Raw genomic sequence first — 20,294 nt, 5'->3', positions numbered from 1 at the left:
AACAGGGAGTTTTTATGCCTGAACGTTCAGCAAATATCAGTACACACGATCCTTTCGGGAGCTTATTAGGCTATGCACCGGGTGGCATTGCGATTTATTCATCCGATTATCATACAGCAGATGAGAAAGAGTATCCCGATGATGCCGCCTTTCGCAGTTATTTGGGAAGAGAGTACATGGGCTACAAATGGCAGTGCGTGGAATTTGCGCGTCGTTATTTATATCTCAATCATGGCATGGTGTTTACAGATGTAGGAATGGCTTACGAGATCTTTTCTTTACGATTTTTACGTCAAGTGGTGAATGATGCCTTATTACCTTTACAAGCCTTTGCAAATGGTTGTAAACGTAAGCCTGAAGCAGGTGCATTGTTAATTTGGCAGGAGGGCGGTGAATTTCAACATACGGGGCATGTGGCGATCATTACCGAGGTATTAGAAGATAAAATTCGCATTGCCGAGCAAAACGTGATTCACTCTCGCTTACCAAGTGGGCAGCAATGGACTCGTGAATTACCGATGACGGTTTCCGAAAGTGGTTATTTTCTGCATGATACCTTTGATGATACAGAAATTTTAGGATGGATGATCCAAACAGAAAATACTGAATACAGTCTGTCGCGGCCAACACCAGAAAAAGAGAAACTTGAGATTCATGCTGAACATATAGAAAACAATGGTCAGTTTGAGCATAAATGGCTGAATGAACAAAATGAATTTGAAGCGGCATATGTGAAAGCAATGGACGGGCATAAAGTCAGCCATTCGGATCAATATCGCTATTTTACGATATCTGAAACAGCGCAGCATGAGTTGATTCGTGCAACCAATGAATTGCATTTAATGTATTTGCATGCCACAGATAAAGTCTTAAAAGACGATAAGTTATTACAATATTTTAATATTCCTAAATTGCTTTGGCCTCGCTTACGGTTGTCTTGGCAAAATCGCCGTTATCAAACCATTACGGGACGTTTAGATTTCTGCATGGATAGTCGTGGATTGAAAGTGTATGAATACAATGCAGATTCAGCCTCTTGCCATGCGGAGGCCGGCGAGTTTATGAATCGATGGGCAATTCAGGGTGGATTGAATATAGGCGATAATCCTGCCGATGGCTTACGTAATGCATTAGCGGATTGTTGGAAACATAGTGAAGCCACGCCACTTGTTCATATTATGCAAGATCACGATGATGAGGAAGATTATCACGCATTATTTATGCGCAATGCACTGGTTCAAGCAGGATTTAAAGCCAAAATTATTCATGGGACCGAGGGGTTACATTGGGATAGTCGAGGTCGTTTGATTGATGATGAAGATAACCAAGTAAAAACAGTATGGAAAACGTGGGCCTGGGAAACTATGTTAGAGCAACTTCGTGAAGATGCAACAGGCATGGAAGTGGCACCACCAATTCGTACAGGCTATCCGGAAGATAAAGTGCGGTTGATCGATGTGTTACTTCGTCCAGAAGTTCTAGTTTATGAACCACTTTGGACAGCGATTCCAAGTAATAAAGCGATTTTACCAGTGTTGTGGTCATTATTCCCAAACCATCGTTATCTACTCGAAGCGGGATTTGAATTGACACCTGAGCTGATTAAAAATGGTTACGCACAAAAACCCATTGCTGGTCGCCGAGGTGATAATGTGAAATTGATTGGTGAGCGTAAATCAGTGCTTGATAGTAAAGATGGTCGTTTTGGTAAGCAGGAGAGTATTTATCAACAGCTTTGGTGTTTACCAAAAGTGGAAGACCAATATGTTCAGGTCTGTACTTTTACTGTAGGTGGGCATTATGGTGGTAGCTGTTTACGCTCAGACCCGAGTTTGGTTATTATGGGGAATAGCGATATGCAACCATTAAGGGTATTATCTGATAAAGATTTCCTTAAAAAATAAAAACAAAATCGGCACTCAAAATGAGTGCCGATTTATTATTTTACTATAAGATTATTTTGCTTCTTTGTTATCAGCAGGTTTTTCATTTGCTTTTAACATATCCGCTGGAATAAAGCTTTGTTGTACTTTTTCCATGTGTGGAAGGTTATGTGCAATACCTTTGTGACAATCGATACAGGTTTTGTTTTGTTCCTGGGCAAGTGCATGCATTTGTTGTGCCACAGTTTTTTGTTGAGTAAAGTCCATGTCATTGAAGTTATGGCAGTTACGGCACTCTTGTGAGTTATTCGCTTTCATACGCGCCCATTCGCGTTCAGCCATTTCTAAACGATGTTTTTCGAATTTTTCTTTAGTATCGACTTTACCTGTAAAGTGAGCATAAACTTCAGTCGATGCCTGCATTTTACGAACCATTTTTGGAATAAATTCATGTGGAACGTGACAGTCTGAACAAATTGCTTTCACACCTGAACGGTTACTAAAGTGGATTGACGCTTGGTACTCAGGTACAACGTCATTAGTATGACAGTCTGAACAGAATTGCTCAGTGTTCGTTGTTGCCATTCCTACATTGAATAGGTTAATTCCAACGATAGTACCAATGACCGTTAATAAAATAACACCACCGATTGCCATTTTGCCCGGAGAGCGTAACCAACGGCAAACTTTCTGAATGCTTGATTTAATCATGGTTTAGCTCCTTATTTACCTTGCATTTGACGAATAGTTTCAAATTTATTTTGGATAATTGGGTTCACGTTAGTTTGTTGAACGTGGCATTGTAAACAGAAATAACGACGTGGCGAAGTGCCTTCTGTTTTTTGTCCATCACGTGTTAAAAAGTGGCTTTCAGGTACGCGAGGTGCACCCGTTGTTGGAGCAACATCCGGAGAGTGACAGCCTAAACATTGGTTAGCATTCTTAGTCACTTGTAAACCACGAATGCTGTGTGGAACAAGTGGTGGTTGGTGAGGGAAGGTTACAGGAATATTACCAACATCTTTATAAGGATTCGTAAATGCTGGTGCAATACTTTCTGCTGTTTTATCAATGCTGTTTGCAACTTGCGGCGCATCGGCAAATGCCAATCCACTACATAAAGCCAGCATGAAAATAAATGATTTTTTCATGAAATCCACTCCATTCAATAATTAAATATTTTTAATTTTTATTTGTTTCTCAAAGCGAGAACCAAATGTAAATACATTTTCTGCGCAAACGTCAATGCAACGTCCACAAGTAATACAATCTTTTGCCAATATGATTTGACTGTCTTCTGATCCACCGTGCAAAGGAAGTCTTAATACTTGCGGTTCTGGGCAAACATTATAACAGTCCATACAACGGTCACAGCGATCGCGATCGACTACATTAATTTTAATTAGGCTTTTAGCACCAATCACACCATACATCGCGCCAATTGGGCAAAGGTGACCACACCAACCATGTTCAGCAACGAGTAAGTCGAATAGGAAGATAACTGCTACCAACCAAAGCGTTGCACCTGTTCCAAAGACGAATATGCGTCCAAGTGCTGCAACAGGGTTTATCCATTCCCATAAGAGTGTACCCGTTATTGCACTACCAACTAATATCACGGCTAAAATCACATAGCGAAGTTGACGTGAAATTTTTAATGATTGTCGAATACCTAATTTTCTGCGTAACCAAGCTGCTGCATCAGTCACAATATTCATTGGACAAACCCAACTACAAAAGGCTTTGCTCGCAATGATGGCGTAGAATATGACAATAACCAAGGCACCAATAATCGTTGTGACTTCTGGTAGGTAACCTGTCACTAAACTTTCAGCGGTAATCAATGGATCTGTCAATGGCACAGTATCCAAAAGCATGCTTGAGCTGTAATTGCCTTTTAGAATCCAAACTTGCCAAATCGGGCCGCTTAAGAACATTAAAATAATACTTAATTGACTAATTCGACGTAGAATTAAAAAGCGATAAGCATGCCACCAACCAAGTTTTTGACGTGCTTCTAAGCCAGCATCTTTTGGCTTATTCGGGGTATATTTTTCAGCCATTATTTAACCCCCTTAATGTTTAAATCCAAATTCGGGAACTGTTCAGCTTCCGGCACTGTGGTTGGATTTGGAACATAATCCATTGTTGCACGATTCGGTGTTGCCACTTTTTGGTTTGGCTGAACCTGCATTGGTTGATAAACCGGCTCATGTAAGTCTTCTGGCGTACGAGCATCCATTGCTGGACGTAAGCCATCCGGATGTTGTTCCTCAATTAAGGATTTTCCCGCATTTTGTTTTTCTTTCCAACCTAAGCGATAGTGGCGACCGAGCAGTCCTTTGGCGATATCCATCGGTAAGACTTTGATTGCCGCTTCTTCTAACACACAAGCTTGTTCACATTTACCACATCCAGTGCAAGCATCAGAGTGAACGGTTGGAATAAGCTTTGCATGAATCCCCGTACGATCATTGTGGATGCGTTCAAGCGTAATCGCTTTATCCACTAATGGGCAAACTCGATAACAAACATCACAACGTAAACCTTGCCAGTTTAAGCAGGTTTCATGATCCAGCAAGACGGCTAAGCCCATTCTAGCATCATTGATATCTTTAAGCTGTTCACTTAATGCACCACTTGGACAAGCATTCATACATGGAATATCCGGACACATTTCGCAAGGTTTATCCCGAGCGATAAAATACGGTGTGCCCGCTTCCATTGGTGAAATTAGCGAAGCTAAATGCAACATATCATATGGACACGCTTGGACACATTGTCCGCAACGGGTACAAGCTGCCAAGAAATCCTTTTCCGGTAAAGCACCAGGTGGACGTAAGGCGATTCCTTCTTTAGCTTTAGCTTGTTGTTGCTGTAAGCCAAGAATAATACCAACCCCACACACTCCGGCAGCCGTTCTTGTCACATTTTTTAAAAACTGACGACGGTTAGGATCAAGTCTCATCTGCGTTTCCTTTTATAAGCGGCCCGATTTTGTGAAAATGTTGCAAAATTTGACCGCTCTTATTTTAAATTCCCTTCTCTTGAAAGAGAGGAGTGACTAGAAACAAAAGGAAAATCCTACGCTTTTTCTACTTTAACCGCACATTTTTTATAGTCGGTTTCACCTGAAATCGGATCGGTTGCGTCCAATGTTAATTTGTTCGCAAGTTGGCCGGCATCAAAGAAGGTTGTGTAAATTAAGCCCTGAGGACATTTGTTACGACCACGGGTATCTAAGTAAGAAACCATTTCACCACGTCGTGTAATTAATTTCACTTTATCCCCATGACGTAAGCCATATTTTTTCGCATCCGCTGGGTGCATCCAAACTAAGTTGTTCGGGAACGCACGGTGTAATTCAGGTACACGACGAGTCATGGTACCGGTATGCCAGTGTTCAAGTACACGACCAGTACATAACCATAATGGATATTCTTCATCTGGTGATTCTGCAGGGTCTTCATAAGGCACACCTAAGATAATTGCTTTTTTATCCGGATAACCGTAGAACGCAACATCTTCGCCTGCTTTAACATACGGGTCAAAGCCTTCACGGTAACGCCATAAGGTTTCTTTACCGTCAACAACCGGCCAACGTAAACCACGTACTTGGTGGTAAGTATCAAATGGTGCTAAGTCATGGCCATGACCACGACCAAAGCTTGCGTATTCTTCGAATAAGCCTTTTTGTAGGTAGTAACCAAAGTGATCTGCTTCATCATTGATGTATCCTGGAACATCCGTTGGTACTTTATATTTGTTTACTTCACCATTCTCGTAAAGTACTTCATATAAAGTCTTACCACGATATTCTGGCATTTGAGCTAATAATTCTTCGCCCCATACTTCATCTGTTTTGAAGTATTTAGAGAATTCCACAATTTGCCATAAGTCAGAACGAGACTCACCAGGACCTTTCACTTGTTGACGCCATAATTGGGTACGACGTTCTGCGTTACCATAGCCCCCTTCTTTTTCTACCCACATACAAGTAGGGAGAATTAGGTCTGCTGCAACTGCAGAAACGGATGGGTAAGGGTCTGAAACAACGATGAAGTTTTCAGGGTTACGCCAACCAGGGAAAATTTCGTCGTTAATGTTTGGACCACCTTGCATGTTGTTGGTACAAAGTTGCCATAAGAAGTTTAATTTACCATCTTTTAATGCTCGGCTTTGTTGTACAGCTGCGTATCCAGGTACAGTTGGAATGGTACCTTTTGGTAATTTCCATTTTTTCTCAGCGATTTCAACGTGTTTAGGATTGGTTACTACCATGTCCGCTGGTAAACGGTGAACGAAAGTCCCCACTTCACGCGCTGTACCACAAGCTGAAGGTTGACCAGTTAATGAGAACGGACCACAACCTGGTTTAGAAATTTTACCGGTTAATAAGTGTACGTTATAGATCATGTGGTTAACCCATACACCACGAGTGTGTTGGTTAAAGCCCATTGTCCAGTAAGAAACTAAGTTCTGTTCTGGATCCGCGTACATTTTCGCGAGGGTTTCAAGCTGATCTTTTGGTACACCAGAAATACGGTGTGCTTCGTCTAATGTATAAGGTGCAACGATTTTCTTGAATTCTTCGAAGTCAGAGTCATACATTTTACCTGCAGTTTTACGGTTTTTCGCTGCAACTTCAAGTGGGTGTTCTGGACGTAGACCATAACCGATATCAGTTTCACCACGTTTGAATTTAGTATGTTTATTAACGAAGTCCCAGTTTACTTTATCGTTTTGGATAATGTAGTTTGCAATGTAGTTAAGGATTGCAAGGTCTGCATGTGGATTAAATACGATAGGCACATCAGCTAATTCAAACGAACGGTGTTCGAATGTTGACATAACTACAACTTTCACGTTATCAGAAGAAAGACGACGGTCAGAAATACGAGACCATAAAATTGGGTGCATTTCCGCCATGTTTGAACCCCAAAGCACAAATGCATCGGTTTTCTCGATATCGTTATAGCAACCCATTGGTTCATCCATACCGAATGTACGCATAAACGCAACCGCTGCAGACGCCATACAGTGACGAGCATTAGGATCGATAGTATTTGAACGAAGACCAGCTTTCCAAAGTTTTACTTTTGCATAGCCTTCATAGATAGTAGTTTGACCGGAAGAGAACATCCCAACAGCATTTGGTTCTTTTTTCTTCAAGATGTCTTTGATTTTTTCCGCCATGATAGTGAAAGCTTGATCCCAAGAAACTGGTGTAAAGTCACCTTCTTTATGGAATTTACCATCTTTCATACGTAATAATGGCGTTTTTACACGGTCTGCACCGTACATGATTTTAGAAAGGAAGTAACCTTTGATACAGTTTAAACCACGGTTTACCTCTGCATCTGGGTCACCTTGAGTCGCAACAACTCGACCATCTTTGGTTCCTACCAATACGCTACAACCTGTACCACAGAAACGACATGGTGCTTTATCCCATTTGATACCCATATCCTCTGCGGCATCAACCTGTCTAACAGGGATAGTCATACCGGCAGCCGCAGCTGCTGCAAGTGCAGCATTGGCTTTCATAAAATCTCTACGATTAAGTTCCATAGTTTTCCCCACTCATTATTGAATTTGTCAGAATATATAAAATAATATGTATACCCAAATTATTTATTTTTCATCTAAGTAATTAGAAATTAAAGAAACGACAATCACTCCTGGGATATCTTTAATTTCATCCATCAGATCTGCTAACGCTAATTGACGGTTACTTTCAAGTGTAACTACCAATTTGCCTTCATCAGATTTTTCGCCATGAATTTCGGCGGTTGAAATCGCTAAAATGGCTTCTTTGACTTGGTTAAGTTTTTCTGGTCTGGCTTGCACAACAATGCTGCATACATACCAGTTTTCATTTTCGCTAAATTGACTCATCTGTATTTGTTTCTAAATTAAAAATTTTTATTGCTTTTGTTGGGCAAACGCTTAAACAAGCACCACAACCATTACAGCTTTCTAAATCTAAAATGGGTTTTGCCACACCACCAAGCTGTAATCGAAAACGGATGGCATTCATCGGACAACTATCTTGGCAACTTCGGCATTCCACTCGATTTTCTGTGAGGCACTGTGTTGTAATCTCAACTTTATATGCCCAAGGTTCTTCTTCTAATGAACGGAAAATCGGTTGTTCGCAGACTAAAACACATTTTTGGCAGAAAGTGCATTCGCCTTTATCAAATTGTATTTCAGGAAAGCCGCCATCACCTTTTACGATAATTTGAGTTTCACATACCAGCATGCAATCACCGCATCGAGTACATTTATCTGTAAAGTCTGACTCGTTTATCGACCAAGGTGGACGGATAGCATTTATACCTTGAATTTTAGCGTTTTCAGAATGTAACGATTGTAAAAATTGCCCACGTAATAATTGTCTGCGAGAAGGATTTTCAATCGCCATATTTTTCTTTAGCGTTCTGTATTTTCAAGGGGAGCATTATCTAGCTCCGATAACAAAATAGTAACTACCTAAAAGGAGTAGTTTTTAAAAAATATACACTTTTATTGAGGTAGATCAAGGATATTTTGAAAGGAAATTAGAAGTGTAAATAAATTGTTAAAATATAAGTGAAAATGATTATTAAATAGGGCGGATAACCCGCCCTGAAGTGTACTTAAAATATTATGCGTTTTTTGTTGGGTAATCCCACCAAATATCAAATAATTCGCTAATTTCGATTTGTTGCAATTTATTCTCTTCTAACCATTTTTGTACTAATTGGCGATGGCTTTCATCACATTTGCCGATTTTTTCTAAGCAAACTAAACCTTCCCAATGTAAATAGCCGCTACCTTCATAAGCTAAGCCGTTTGGTTGAATCACTTCAGCAATAAAACGATCAACAGTTTCATCGATAGTTTCGATGCTGGTTCCTTCAGCAAATTGCCAATTCACTAAGAAGCCTAATTCTTGGAACTCTGCTAAGTGAAGTTTTTTACGTTGACGTTGATTACGGGTTGTCATTTTCAATGTTCTCCTATATTAAGGTGATGGATATAGTCATCATCTCGATGATTATTTTTTCTTAAAGTATAAATCCCACACACCGTGACCTAAACGATGACCGCGCGCCTCAAATTTTGTGAGAGGGCGGAAATCAGGACGTGGAATATAATCTTGTTCAGCAGTATTGACTAAATTTTCATTGGCTGCAAGCACTTCGAGCATTTGTTCTGCATAGTTTTCCCAGTCCGTAGCCATATGAATAAAGCCATTTGGTTGTAATTTTTGGATGACTTGCTGTACAAAGTGCGGTTGAACAATACGACGTTTATGATGTTTCGCTTTGTGCCAAGGATCAGGGAAGAAAAGCTGTAAACCGCCCAATTCGCCGTCTTTCACACAATCACGTAAAATTTCAGTGGCATCATGGCAAATCACGCGAAGGTTTTTCACGCCTTTTTCTACCGCATAAGCAATACAGGCTCCCACACCAGGCGTGTGCACTTCAATACCGAGATAATTTTTATCAGGATTTGCTTTAGCCATATCCACTAAAGATTTCCCCATACCGAAGCCAATTTCTAATATAACGGGATTCGTATTGCCATAAATCGCGGCAAAATCAAAAGGGGCATTTTGATAATCTAATCCAAGATCAGCCCAGTGATCATTCATCATATTTTTTTGAAAATCACTTAAGCGACCTGTCCGCAACACAAAGCTACGAACTTTACGTTTATAACGACCATCTTCTGTAAATTCAGCCATTTCAACGGTTTTACGTTTTTGATCAGCAAAGGTTTTTTGCTCTTCTGTCATGGTTTTTATTCGCTTAATTAAAATTGGCGGCGATTATACACTAAAAGGCAAGGTTGTGGGATTTTTCCACCTAATTCCCGTATAATAGCGAAAATTTTTAATTGTTTTTTGTTATGAATATTGTCCGAGTTGCATTAGCCGTACCGCTTCCCCGATTTTTTGATTATCTCTATTCGCCAGACTTGACGCCAATCGTTGGTGGACGAGTGTTGGTGCCTTTTGGTTCGCAAAAACGAGTCGGGATCGTGGTGGATTTGCCCGCTTCTTCGGATATAGCAAAAGAGAAGTTAAAACCGATTATTGATGTACTTGATGCTGAATCACTTTTTAATTCCACAACTTGGGATTGGTTAGCTTGGTCGGCTAATTATTATCGTGCAGCATTAGGCGATGTGTTGTTTCAAGCGTTGCCAGTCAAACTTCGTAATGGAGAAAGTGCGGTTAAAAATGACCGCACTTTTTGGCGTATTACGGACCTTGGAAAACAAGCGTTAGAATCAGGTGATCTAAAACGCGCTAAAAAACAAATTGAAGCCTTAAATTTATTGCTCACACAAGATCTAGAAAAAGGTAACAATGAGATCAGTTCCGCAATTTGGTCAACCCTTAAAGGCAAAGATTATGTGGAAGAGATTGTTGTGCCTACTGAACAAAAAAGTTGGCAGCAGGCTTTAGGGGATAATCCTTTAGTTAATCTTGATAATCGATTGACCTTAAACAAGCAACAAGCCCTTGCATTTAGCCAGTTACTTTTCCAAGAAGGCTTTAATGTGTGGTTGTTAGAGGGCGTGACCGGTTCAGGCAAAACTGAAATCTATCTGCAGTATATTGAAGAAGTCTTAAAGAAAGGCAAGCAGGTTTTGGTTCTTGTACCCGAAATTGGACTTACCCCTCAGACCGTGAGACGTTTCCAAGCTCGCTTTAATGTAGAAATTGATGTATTGCATTCCAACTTGAATGATACACAGCGCTTAAATGTTTGGGAGCGAGCAAGAACAGGACAGAGTGCAATCGTGATTGGTACGAGATCCGCGCTTTTCACCCAGTTTTCAGATCTCGGCTTAATCATTTTAGATGAAGAACATGACGGCTCGTTTAAACAGCAAGATGGTTGGCGTTATCATGCGAGAGATTTAGGTATTGTTTTAGCACAAAAACTCAATATTCCTATCTTATTAGGTTCTGCCACACCCAGTTTGGAAAGTGTGAATAACGTACAAAGTGGTAAATATCATCATTTGGTACTATCAAAAAGAGCCGGAAATGCGACCGCACTTCGTCAATTTGTGATTGATTTAAAACATCAACGAATTCAAAACGGCTTATCCGAACCGCTATTAGGACGTATTCAAGAACACTTAGAAAAAGGCAACCAAGTATTGTTATTCCTTAATCGACGTGGATTTGCGCCTGTGTTGTTATGTCATGAATGTGGCTGGATTGATGAATGTCATCATTGTGAAAAACCTTATACTTATCACCAACACCAGCGCGTTTTACGCTGCCATCATTGTGGTGCGCAAAAAACAGTACCGATTCAGTGTGGTCATTGTGGTTCAACGCATTTAGTCACAACGGGTTTAGGTACAGAACAACTGGAGGAAACTCTAAAAACATGTTTCCCGCAATATAATATTGCTCGTATCGATCGTGATAGCACAGCACGAAAAGGCAAGCTTGAAAGTTATTTAGAGGATATTCAGCAAGGTAAAAGTCAGATTTTAATTGGCACACAAATGTTAGCTAAAGGACACCATTTTCCGAATGTCACTTTGGTTGCTTTAGTGAATGTGGATAATGCCTTGTTTTCCCTTGATTTCAGGGCCGAAGAACGTTTAGCGCAGCTTTATGTACAAGTTGCAGGGCGCTCAGGCAGAGCTGAAAAACAGGGTGAAGTGGTTTTGCAGACACATTATCCGGATCACCCGTTATTAACCACCTTGCTTGAAAAAGGCTATCAAGCCTTTGCAGAAGAAACCTTGAAGCTACGCCATAATATGGGCTTGCCACCGTTTAGTTTTCAAGCGTTGTTTAAAGCCCAATGTCGTCATTCTGAAGAGGCGGAAAATGCATTGTCGCAATTAGCCTCTTTTTTCTATGAACAAAACATTGAAGGCTTGCAAGTGTTGGGGCCGATTCCCGCACCGTTCAGCAAAAAAGCAGGGCAGTATCGTTGGCAGTTGCTATTACAGCATGCATCTCGGAAGCAATTACAGGCGGCATTAAGTCGGTATTCGCCAGAGTTAATAAAGTCTTCTCAAGTGCGGTTGATTTTAGACGTGGATCCATTGGACTTGAGTTAGCAAAAATCCCCTAGAAAAATGCACAGTTTTTCAGTAGAATTAAGCATTTTTTACACTTTAATTTTAATTAATCGAATATTTTAGGATTGTATCGTGGCTCATCGAGATTTTGCCGGTCGAAACGGCTCAAAAAATAATAAAAAGAAAGCACAGAAAAGTTTCAATCGCAATACCTTAATTGGTCTTGCATTAGTGGCGGTATTAGGTTTTGGTTTAGGGCTTTATTTCTTAAAAAGCAAAACGCCTGAACCTGTAGTCACAACAAATGTTCAACCAGAAAAACCACAACCAAAAAGTGTGTTACCAAGTCGTCCAGAAGAAGTATGGCACTATATTAAAGAATTAGAAACCCGCACTGTGCCGGTGGATAATAATCCTTCTTCTGTTGAAAAAAATATGCGTTTGACGGAAGAACAACGTCAAGTGCTAATTCAAATGGAGAAAGAGCAAAAGGCGGCTGAAGAAGCGAAAAAATTAGAAGCTCAACGTAAAGAACAAGAAGCAACAAATGCGGAAAAAGTAGCGCCTCAAACTCAACAAGTTCAGCCGCCACAGCAAACCGCAAAACCAGAAACGAAAAAGCCTGAGCCAGTTAAAAAGCCAGAACCACCGAAAAAAGTAGAAGTAGTGAAAGCGGAACCAGCTAAAACAGAACCGGCTAAAGCTGAGCAACCGAAAAAAGCCGAACCGAAACCTGCTGAACAGCAAGTACAGGCTGGTGGTAAAAAATTTGGTTTGCAATGTGGCGCATTTAAAAATCGCGCACAAGCAGAAAGTTTACAAGGTCGTCTTGCGATGGCAGGTGTGAATGCACAAATTATGCGAAATGAAGAATGGAATCGTGTCCGCGTAGGACCATTTAGCAGTCGAGATGCTGCAACTGCTGTTCAAGATACGGCAAAACCTGTAGCAAGCTGTGTCGTCATAGGAATGTAATGAAAAAATAAAACGTTAAAAGTGCGGTACAAATAAAAATAACCGCACTTTTTTATTTCCTATCACCGTTGTTATTACTGCGATAGCTATAGATGAAGAAATGGTTATCATCATGCCAATATCCCGCTCCTCTTTAGTCGATAAGGAGCTACACTTATACCTCCTATATATTACCCACTAAAATTGGCTACGATATTTTCAAGAATAACCTTTGAGTAGATGATAAATCTTTAATGCTATAACACAATCATATCATCACGATGTAACGCAACTGCACCGTACTCATAGCCAAGAATTTGCTCAATTTCCTGGGATTTTTTCCCTTTGATTAATTCCAACGCATCGCTGTTATAACGCGGCATACCAAGTGCAATCACTTTACCTGAGGTATTCTTAATTTTGACGACTTCACCACGTGAGAAACACCCTTCCACAGCCGTAATTCCTGCAGGCAGCAACGATTTATTCTGTGCTAACATAGCATTTTCAGCACCTTCATCAATCGTCAGCATACCCGCTGATGGAGCTGCAAATAACCACTGTTTACGGCTTTCTAGACGATCTGAGTGATGAGCAATAAATTTAGTGCCAATTGGTTTATCGTAAGCCAAATCCACAATAACATCAGGTCGGCTGCCTGGCGCAATAATGGTTTCAATACCCGAACGCGTTGCCACATCTGCCGCAATAATTTTTGTACTCATCCCGCCAGTTCCAAGATTTGTACCGCTACCGCCTGCAATCGAACGAATATGATCGGTAATTTGCTCAACCACTGGAATTAATTTCGCATCTGGATTTTTACGAGGATCGCTTTCATATAGACCTTGTTGATCCGTTAATAAGTAAAGTTGTTCCGCTTGCACTAAAATCGCGACTAGCGCCGATAAGTTATCGTTATCCCCTACTTTAATCTCGGCCGTTGCCACCGCATCATTCTCATTAATCACAGGAATAATATGATTGTCCAACAGCGCATGTAATGTATCGCGTGCATTTAAAAAACGTTCACGGTCTTCAATATCAGCACGAGTTAATAAAATTTGTCCAATATGAATATCATAAATCGCAAATAATTTTTCCCAGGCTTGAATAAGCTGACTCTGCCCTACAGCAGCTAAAAGCTGTTTTGACGCAATGGTTGGAGGAAGTTGAGGATGATTTAAATAATGTCGTCCAGCAGCAATCGCCCCTGATGTTACAATCACTACACGAAAACCTGCTTGATGAAGTTGTGCAATCTGGCGAACAATATCGACCATGTGAGGCGCATTCAATTTTGGGGAACCATGCGTTAATGTGCTAGTACCAAATTTTACGACGATTGTTTTGCGATTTGCCGACATAGTTTATCCTCAGTGAAAAAATAGAAAAGTGCGGTTAAATTAGCACTAAAATTAATAAAAATCACGAAAAATCCAACCTTATATACAGATTTTGTGAATAGCTATGATATAGTGCAAAAAAAGAAAAATAGGATAGAAAATATGACATTAAGTTTGATCGTTGCGACAACAAAAAATAACGTCATCGGAAAAGATAATCAAATGCCTTGGCACTTACCTGCTGATTTAACCTGGTTTCGTAAAAACACTACAGGCAAACCGGTCATTATGGGTCGTAAAACCTTTGAAAGCATTGGTCGCCCATTGCCTAAACGGACCAATATCGTCCTTTCACGCACGCCTTACGAACATGAAGGTGTCATCTGGAAAGAGAATTTTGAAAGTGCGGTCGATTTTGTCAAAGAATTTGATGAAATTATGTTGATTGGCGGCGGCGAGTTATTTAAACAATATTTACCTAAAGCAGATAAACTATATCTCACACAAATTCAAGCAAACATTGACGGCGATACCTTCTTCCCTGAAATTAATTGGTCTGAATGGAACATCGAGTTTGAAGAATATCGCCAAACTGATGAAGACAATCCCTATGATTGCCGTTTTTTAATTTTGCAACGTAAAGCATAAAACTCGCCCAAACCATCCTTAAACCTAATAAAGTGCGATCAAAAAACTAAAATTTCTGACCGCACTTATTCGTTCATTATCAAATCAACTATTCATCAAGCTATTTTTTCCTATAAATCCCCCATTTTTTGATCTGAGTCCCCTTTTGAGAACCGGCTTTGTAATATACTGGAACGATTTATTATCATTAGAGGAGAAATATTATGGGTATCTTCAGTGTACCACCGGATTTACCGGTTACGAAAAGCAAAGAGGAGATCGATAAAACTTATCGTTACTGGCGATTACATTTGATGATTACCAGTTATATCGGCTACGCCGTTTTCTATTTTACTCGTAAAAGTTTTAACTTCGTTATGCCTGCCATGCTGACAGATCTCGGGCTACAAAAAGCCGATATCGGGATCATGGGTACTGTGTTTTATCTCACCTACGGTGTATCTAAATTCTTATCAGGTGTACTTGGTGACCGCTCTAACCCTCGTTACTTTATGGGAATTGGCTTAATGATGACAGGTGTCGTCAATATTCTATTCGGTATGAGCTCATCTGTCTTTATGTTTATCACCCTTTGGATGATCAACGCCTTTTTCCAAGGTTGGGGTTGGCCTCCATGTTCAAAAATCCTGAATACTTGGTACTCACGTAATGAACGTGGTTTATGGTGGGCTATTTGGAATACCTCACATAACTTAGGTGGTGCGCTTATCCCAATTTTATCTGGTGCAGTAGCCCTTTATTGGGGATGGCGTTACGGCATGATCGTACCGGGAATTATTGCCTGTGTCATTGGTTTTGCCCTTTGCTTCTTATTACGCGATCGCCCAACGTCAATGGGTCTCCCAACTGTGGGTGAATGGCGTAATGATATCGCGGAAAAAGAACATGAAAATGAAGGTTTAGGTTTATCTAACTGGGAAATCCTTAAAATTTATGTGTTTAAAAACAGCATTATCTGGGCATTAGCCTTTTCTTGGTGTTTTATTTATATCATCCGTACCGGTATCAATGACTGGGGTAACTTGTATTTAACAGAAACCCACGGTTATGACTTACTTAAAGCGAACTCAGCTGTTTCTTTCTTTGAAATCGGCGGATTCTTAGGTGCGCTTTTTGCAGGTTGGGGTTCTGATAAATTCTTCAACGGAAACCGTACCCAAATGAATATTATTTATGTGTTAGGTATTATTTCAACTTCCTTAGCATTATGGTTCATCCCTAGTGATAATTATTTCGTTATGTGTGGACTATTCTTCCTAATGGGATTCTTTATCTTCGGTCCACAATTCCTTATCGCTATGGCGGCGGCGGAAAACTCCCATAAACATGCTTCAGGTTCTTCTACCGGTTTCGTTAGTCTGTTCGCCTATATTGGTGCAGCCGCGGCTGGTGCACCATTAGCGTGGATTATTCAATCTCTCCATTGGAATGGATTCTTTGGTAGCTTATTTATCGTTTCTCTCGCTTGTGCATTATTACTCGTTTTAGTGTACTTCTTACAACGTAAGAGAAATAAGCTAAAAGCTTAATCTAGGGCATATAAAAATCGGGCTAAAACAATCATTGTTTTAGCCCGATTTCTTTTGTTTTAAATAACCGTAAAAAGATTATTCTAAGCGTTTAGCCATTTCTAACCAATCTGCTTTAAATTCACGGCGCATATTGTTAATTGCATCAATAATATCGTGGTGAACTAATTTTTCATTTTGAATGCCCACGCAGTAGCCACCTTTCCCTTGTAACAATAAGTCTACTGCATACGAGCCCATACGAGAACCTAAGATTCGGTCAAAAGCACAAGGTGAGCCACCACGTTGAATATGGCCTAATACCGTTGCACGGGTTTCATGGCCTACACGAGCTTCAATCTCACGAGCAAGAGAATGTACGTCTGTGATTAATTCAGTAATCGCAATAATGGCATGACGTTTTCCACGAATAATACTGCGTTCAATTTGACGAATTAATTCTTCTCGATTAAATTCCATTTCAGATGCCACGATATACTCACAACCACCAGCAATACCAGCTGAAATGGTTAAGTCACTACAGTGACGACCCATGATTTCTACGATAGAAATACGTTGGTGAGAACTTGAGGTGTCACGTAAACGGTCAATGGCATCCACTGCTGTTTGTAGGGCCGTTTCATAACCGATTGTATAATCTGTGCCTGCTACATCGTTATCAATCGTGCCTGGAATACCTACGCAAGGGAAACCATGTTCTTCTGTGAGCAATTTTGCCCCCATATAAGAACCGTCCCCCCCGATAACAACTAAAGCATCAATACCGTGAGAACGTAAAATTTCTGCACATTTTTCACGTACAGCAGGATCCTTAAATTCAGGGAAACGAGCAGACCCTAAGAATGTACCCCCTCGGTTAATCACGTCTGAGACGCTATAACGGTTTAACTGTTTGATTTTATTGTTATATAAGCCTTGATAACCATCATAAATGCCGAATACTTCAAGCCCTTCTGCAAGAGCTGCGCGAACAACAGCACGAATAGCAGCATTCATGCCTGGTGCATCGCCACCACTAGTTAATACCGCAATTTTTTTAATCATACTTACCTACTTTGCATTCTAAAAATAACTGATAATAAGATTACACTATCCACTATTTCTGCTCTAGCAAAATTTTTAAAATTTACGCCAGATTTGATCTAGTTATAAGTTTTAGTAATTAAAATGATTTTCACACTTCCAAGACAAATCTGCTTTTTGTAATGTCTTACTTTCTTTCGCCACTAAATATTTTTCTAAATGTCTTACTATCTTTACTTTACTTAAACGTTGAAATTTTTTACCTTGTTCTACTTTTTGGGAATATTGATATTGTACAAAACCACAAGAAGGAATATTTTTTCCTTTCGCAATATCTACCTGCCAAGACGGATTTTGTTCTGTCGGGGCATAAATGACATAGCCGTTTAATTCTGTCACGGGCTTTTTCGGATTCGTTGAATTGGCACGAATTTTGAAATCTTGCACACCCAAATTACGATACACTCGCTCACGTAATGTCACGCGTTGTTCTATAGTACGAACCAGATCGCGATCAAACAACACTTCAATCTGAGATTGCCAATTTTCTAATGTATCTGGCTCTATCAGATAAACGTAACGTGCAATCGTCCCCAAATCTTGGCTTGCAGTAAGCTTATAGGTTTTACCGTTGTACTCAATTTTTTTAGGCGTTTGAAGCTGACTCACCTTTGCCGCACAACCTGAGAGTAAAAGTGCGGTCAATATAACAAGAATTTTATTCATTAATATCTCGCTTAAATACAAATTCTTTTTCAGTAGAGGATGCTGCATCAAACCAATAACCACCAAGGTCAAACTCTTTAAGTTGTTCAACACGTTGTAAACAATTTTGAATGATAAAACGACACATTAAACCACGAGCTTTTTTCGCATAAAAGCTGATCACTTTGTATTGACCATTCTTATTATCTAAGAAAACTGGCTTAACAATCTGTGCATCTAATTGGCTCTCTTTCACTGATTTATAATACTCATCTGAAGCTAAATTGATCAACACACGATCACCTTGCTCATTAAGTGCCTGTTGTACTGATTGAGTGATGATATTTCCCCAAAAAGCATAAAGATCTTTCCCTTTTGGATTTGCTAATTTCGTGCCCATTTCCAAGCGGTAAGGTTGCATTAAATCAAGGGGTTTAAGTAAACCATATAAACCAGAAAGCATACGTAAATGACGTTGAGCGAATTGTACATCTTCATCAGATAAACTATCAGCATCTAAGCCGGTGTAAACATCACCTTTGAATGCCCAAATGGCTGCGCGTGAATTTTTTTCGTTGTGAGATTTTGTCCATTCCGCAAAACGAGCGACATTTAGGCCTGCAAGTTTATCGCTTATAGACATTAAGGAAGAAAGATCTTGGGGAGATAATTGACGGCAGATTTCAATCAGTTGCTCACTATAATCCGTCAAGTGCGGTTGAGAAACAGGAAGATTTCTGACCGCACTTTCAAAATCTAAGGTTTTTGCCGGGGAAATAATGGTTAACATAGGTTCTCCTTTCTAGAACGGAATCGTATCTTAGCACAGGATTGCCTCCTCGCTCCACCCCGTTTATGCTACCCGCTTATAGAGCCCATTCTCATTGACGATTAAATCTTGTAACTCCAAATCTAATAACTGCACTAAAAGCGAATCCACCGGCAAATTCAATGCTACAGATAAATCATCAAGACTTACCGGTGTATAACTGATATGTTGATAAAGTTCAGGATGACTCGGCTCCACAACTGGTGTTTTTGCTGTGAGCGGTTGAGCTATCGGCTTATTAATTTGCGTATTATGTACTGGTGGCTGAAAAACAACACTATGGTTAAGACTATCTAAAATATCTTTGACATTTTCCACCAACATCGCACCTTGCTTAATCAATTTGTGGCAACCTTGACTGTATTCACTTTGAATATTCCCCGGCAATGCAAAAATATCACGATTTTGTTCTAAGGCATAACGCGCCGTAATCAATGAACCGCTTTTCTCTGTGGCTTCAATGACCAAAGTCCCCAATGAAAGCCCGCTAATAATGCGATTACGACGAGGAAAATTTTCAGCAATCGGTGCTTGCGTAGGGATAAATTCAGAAACTAACGCGCCGTTATTCTCGATAATTTGATCCGCTAATCGTCGGTGTTTAGCAGGATAAATATGCGCTAATCCACTGCCCAATACGGCAATGGTCTGTCCTTGAATATCCACCACCGCTTGATGACTAAATCCATCAATACCTAATGCAAGACCACTCGTCACCGTCAATCCTGCGAGAGAAAGCTCTGTCGCAAAATATTTTGCCCAATATTCCCCATAAGCTGAGCAATAACGACTCCCAACCATGGCAATTTGCTGAGCAAAAAGTGCGGTCAGATTGCCTTTCACAAATAATAAAGGCGGAAAACCACTAATTTGTTTGAGTAAAAAAGGATACTCATCTGAAAAACTGTGAATTAAATGATGCCCTTCTTTTTCGGCCCAACTCAAAGCGGGCTCAATGAATTTCATTTCAGGCTGAAACCAACGACGAATCTGCAAAGCATCCCAGCCCATTTGTTGAAATGCCACTTCATCATAATTTAATAAGTCTTCTATATTCACATGGGCCAGAATTTGTTGAATTCGCACACTGCCTAATTTGGGTACTTGTGACAACCGCAATAAAATCGACGCAAAATCGCTCATTTATTCTCTCCTTTAAAAAGACAATTATGACGAGATTGGTCTCAAAAAATGAAAGATTTGTCTTAATTTTACGATTCAGATCGCAAAAAACGAAAAAATTTTAGAAAAAATCTGCATACCAAAAATAATGAATAAAGCAGTATAAAAATGGCTCTATTAAAGATCTTTTCAGCGATAAACT

The 20,294-nt window shown here is 40.0% G+C and carries 19 protein-coding genes; 5 read left to right on the top strand and 14 right to left on the bottom strand.

Going from position 1 to position 20,294, the window contains the following annotated elements:
• Window positions 1-14: 14 nt before the first annotated feature.
• On the top strand, window positions 15-1,904 hold the full coding sequence (gss, locus tag EL215_RS05020) for a bifunctional glutathionylspermidine amidase/synthase (protein WP_126470607.1): 1,890 nt from the start codon (window positions 15-17) through the stop codon (window positions 1,902-1,904).
• A gap of 51 nt (window positions 1,905-1,955) precedes the next feature.
• Here gss and EL215_RS05015 read toward each other — a convergent pair whose 3' ends face one another.
• The 9 genes from EL215_RS05015 to trmB all read right to left on the bottom strand — a co-directional run bounded on the left by EL215_RS05015 (window position 1,956) and on the right by trmB (window position 9,672).
• On the bottom strand, window positions 1,956-2,594 hold the full coding sequence (locus EL215_RS05015; protein WP_126470605.1) for a NapC/NirT family cytochrome c: 639 nt from the start codon (window positions 2,592-2,594) through the stop codon (window positions 1,956-1,958).
• A gap of 11 nt (window positions 2,595-2,605) precedes the next feature.
• On the bottom strand, window positions 2,606-3,034 hold the full coding sequence (locus EL215_RS05010; RefSeq protein ID WP_049356295.1) for a nitrate reductase cytochrome c-type subunit: 429 nt from the start codon (window positions 3,032-3,034) through the stop codon (window positions 2,606-2,608).
• A gap of 21 nt (window positions 3,035-3,055) precedes the next feature.
• Window positions 3,056-3,946, bottom strand: coding sequence for a quinol dehydrogenase ferredoxin subunit NapH (napH, locus tag EL215_RS05005; RefSeq protein WP_126470602.1), 891 nt, complete (start codon window positions 3,944-3,946; stop codon window positions 3,056-3,058).
• Entirely contained in the window at window positions 3,946-4,851 is a 906-nt protein-coding gene (gene napG, locus EL215_RS05000) for a ferredoxin-type protein NapG (RefSeq protein WP_126470600.1), read from the bottom strand. The genes napH and napG overlap by 1 nt, the downstream gene beginning before the upstream one ends.
• Before the next feature lie 116 nt (window positions 4,852-4,967).
• Window positions 4,968-7,454: a nitrate reductase catalytic subunit NapA gene (gene napA, locus EL215_RS04995; RefSeq protein ID WP_126470598.1), complete on the bottom strand. Its 2,487-nt coding sequence runs from the start codon at window positions 7,452-7,454 to the stop codon at window positions 4,968-4,970.
• Window positions 7,455-7,517: 63 nt separating this feature from the next.
• Window positions 7,518-7,781 carry a chaperone NapD gene (locus EL215_RS04990; protein WP_049356289.1) on the bottom strand — a complete coding sequence of 88 codons (264 nt, stop codon included), beginning with the start codon at window positions 7,779-7,781 and terminating at the stop codon, window positions 7,518-7,520.
• Window positions 7,768-8,310, bottom strand: coding sequence for a ferredoxin-type protein NapF (napF, locus tag EL215_RS04985; RefSeq protein ID WP_049356288.1), 543 nt, complete (start codon window positions 8,308-8,310; stop codon window positions 7,768-7,770). Before napF ends, EL215_RS04990 begins: the two co-directional genes overlap by 14 nt.
• A gap of 222 nt (window positions 8,311-8,532) precedes the next feature.
• Window positions 8,533-8,874: a YggL family protein gene (locus EL215_RS04980; protein ID WP_049356286.1), complete on the bottom strand. Its 342-nt coding sequence runs from the start codon at window positions 8,872-8,874 to the stop codon at window positions 8,533-8,535.
• Between the two features lie 51 nt (window positions 8,875-8,925).
• Entirely contained in the window at window positions 8,926-9,672 is a 747-nt protein-coding gene (gene trmB / locus EL215_RS04975) for a tRNA (guanosine(46)-N7)-methyltransferase TrmB (RefSeq protein WP_126470596.1), read from the bottom strand.
• Between the two features lie 113 nt (window positions 9,673-9,785).
• On the opposite strand from trmB, the gene priA reads away from it, so the two are divergent.
• Window positions 9,786-11,975, top strand: a complete 2,190-nt coding sequence (priA, locus tag EL215_RS04970; protein ID WP_126470594.1) for a primosomal protein N' — start codon at window positions 9,786-9,788, stop codon at window positions 11,973-11,975.
• A gap of 93 nt (window positions 11,976-12,068) precedes the next feature.
• A complete protein-coding gene (ftsN, locus tag EL215_RS04965) occupies window positions 12,069-12,911 on the top strand; it encodes a cell division protein FtsN (RefSeq protein WP_049356282.1) in 843 nt (280 codons plus the stop codon).
• 236 nt (window positions 12,912-13,147) lie between these two features.
• Here the strand turns inward: ftsN and proB are convergent, their stop codons facing one another.
• Window positions 13,148-14,257, bottom strand: a complete 1,110-nt coding sequence (gene proB / locus EL215_RS04960) for a glutamate 5-kinase (RefSeq protein ID WP_049356280.1) — start codon at window positions 14,255-14,257, stop codon at window positions 13,148-13,150.
• A gap of 141 nt (window positions 14,258-14,398) precedes the next feature.
• Between proB and folA the strand changes: the two genes are divergently transcribed.
• The gene (gene folA / locus EL215_RS04955) at window positions 14,399-14,884 is read left to right on the top strand and encodes a type 3 dihydrofolate reductase (protein ID WP_126470592.1); all 486 of its coding nucleotides are present in this window, start codon (window positions 14,399-14,401) and stop codon (window positions 14,882-14,884) included.
• Window positions 14,885-15,087: 203 nt separating this feature from the next.
• A complete protein-coding gene (gene uhpC, locus EL215_RS04950) occupies window positions 15,088-16,413 on the top strand; it encodes an MFS transporter family glucose-6-phosphate receptor UhpC (protein ID WP_126470590.1) in 1,326 nt (441 codons plus the stop codon).
• A 78-nt stretch (window positions 16,414-16,491) separates the two neighbouring features.
• Here the strand turns inward: uhpC and pfkA are convergent, their stop codons facing one another.
• The 4 genes from pfkA to dprA all read right to left on the bottom strand — a co-directional run bounded on the left by pfkA (window position 16,492) and on the right by dprA (window position 20,113).
• On the bottom strand, window positions 16,492-17,457 hold the full coding sequence (gene pfkA, locus EL215_RS04945) for a 6-phosphofructokinase (protein WP_049356274.1): 966 nt from the start codon (window positions 17,455-17,457) through the stop codon (window positions 16,492-16,494).
• A 111-nt stretch (window positions 17,458-17,568) separates the two neighbouring features.
• Window positions 17,569-18,162, bottom strand: a complete 594-nt coding sequence (locus tag EL215_RS04940; RefSeq protein ID WP_126470588.1) for an HI_0983 family protein — start codon at window positions 18,160-18,162, stop codon at window positions 17,569-17,571.
• Window positions 18,155-18,931: a peroxide stress protein YaaA gene (gene yaaA, locus EL215_RS04935; RefSeq protein ID WP_126470586.1), complete on the bottom strand. Its 777-nt coding sequence runs from the start codon at window positions 18,929-18,931 to the stop codon at window positions 18,155-18,157. The genes EL215_RS04940 and yaaA overlap by 8 nt, the downstream gene beginning before the upstream one ends.
• A gap of 63 nt (window positions 18,932-18,994) precedes the next feature.
• A complete protein-coding gene (gene dprA, locus EL215_RS04930; protein WP_126470584.1) occupies window positions 18,995-20,113 on the bottom strand; it encodes a DNA-processing protein DprA in 1,119 nt (372 codons plus the stop codon).
• Window positions 20,114-20,294 lie beyond the last annotated feature (181 nt).

This window comes from Haemophilus parainfluenzae (assembly GCF_900638025.1).
GTDB lineage: Bacteria > Pseudomonadota > Gammaproteobacteria > Enterobacterales > Pasteurellaceae > Haemophilus_D > Haemophilus_D parainfluenzae_J.
The sequence above is the reverse complement of the archived record's forward strand: the minus strand, read 5'-3'. Positions and strand labels throughout refer to the sequence as shown.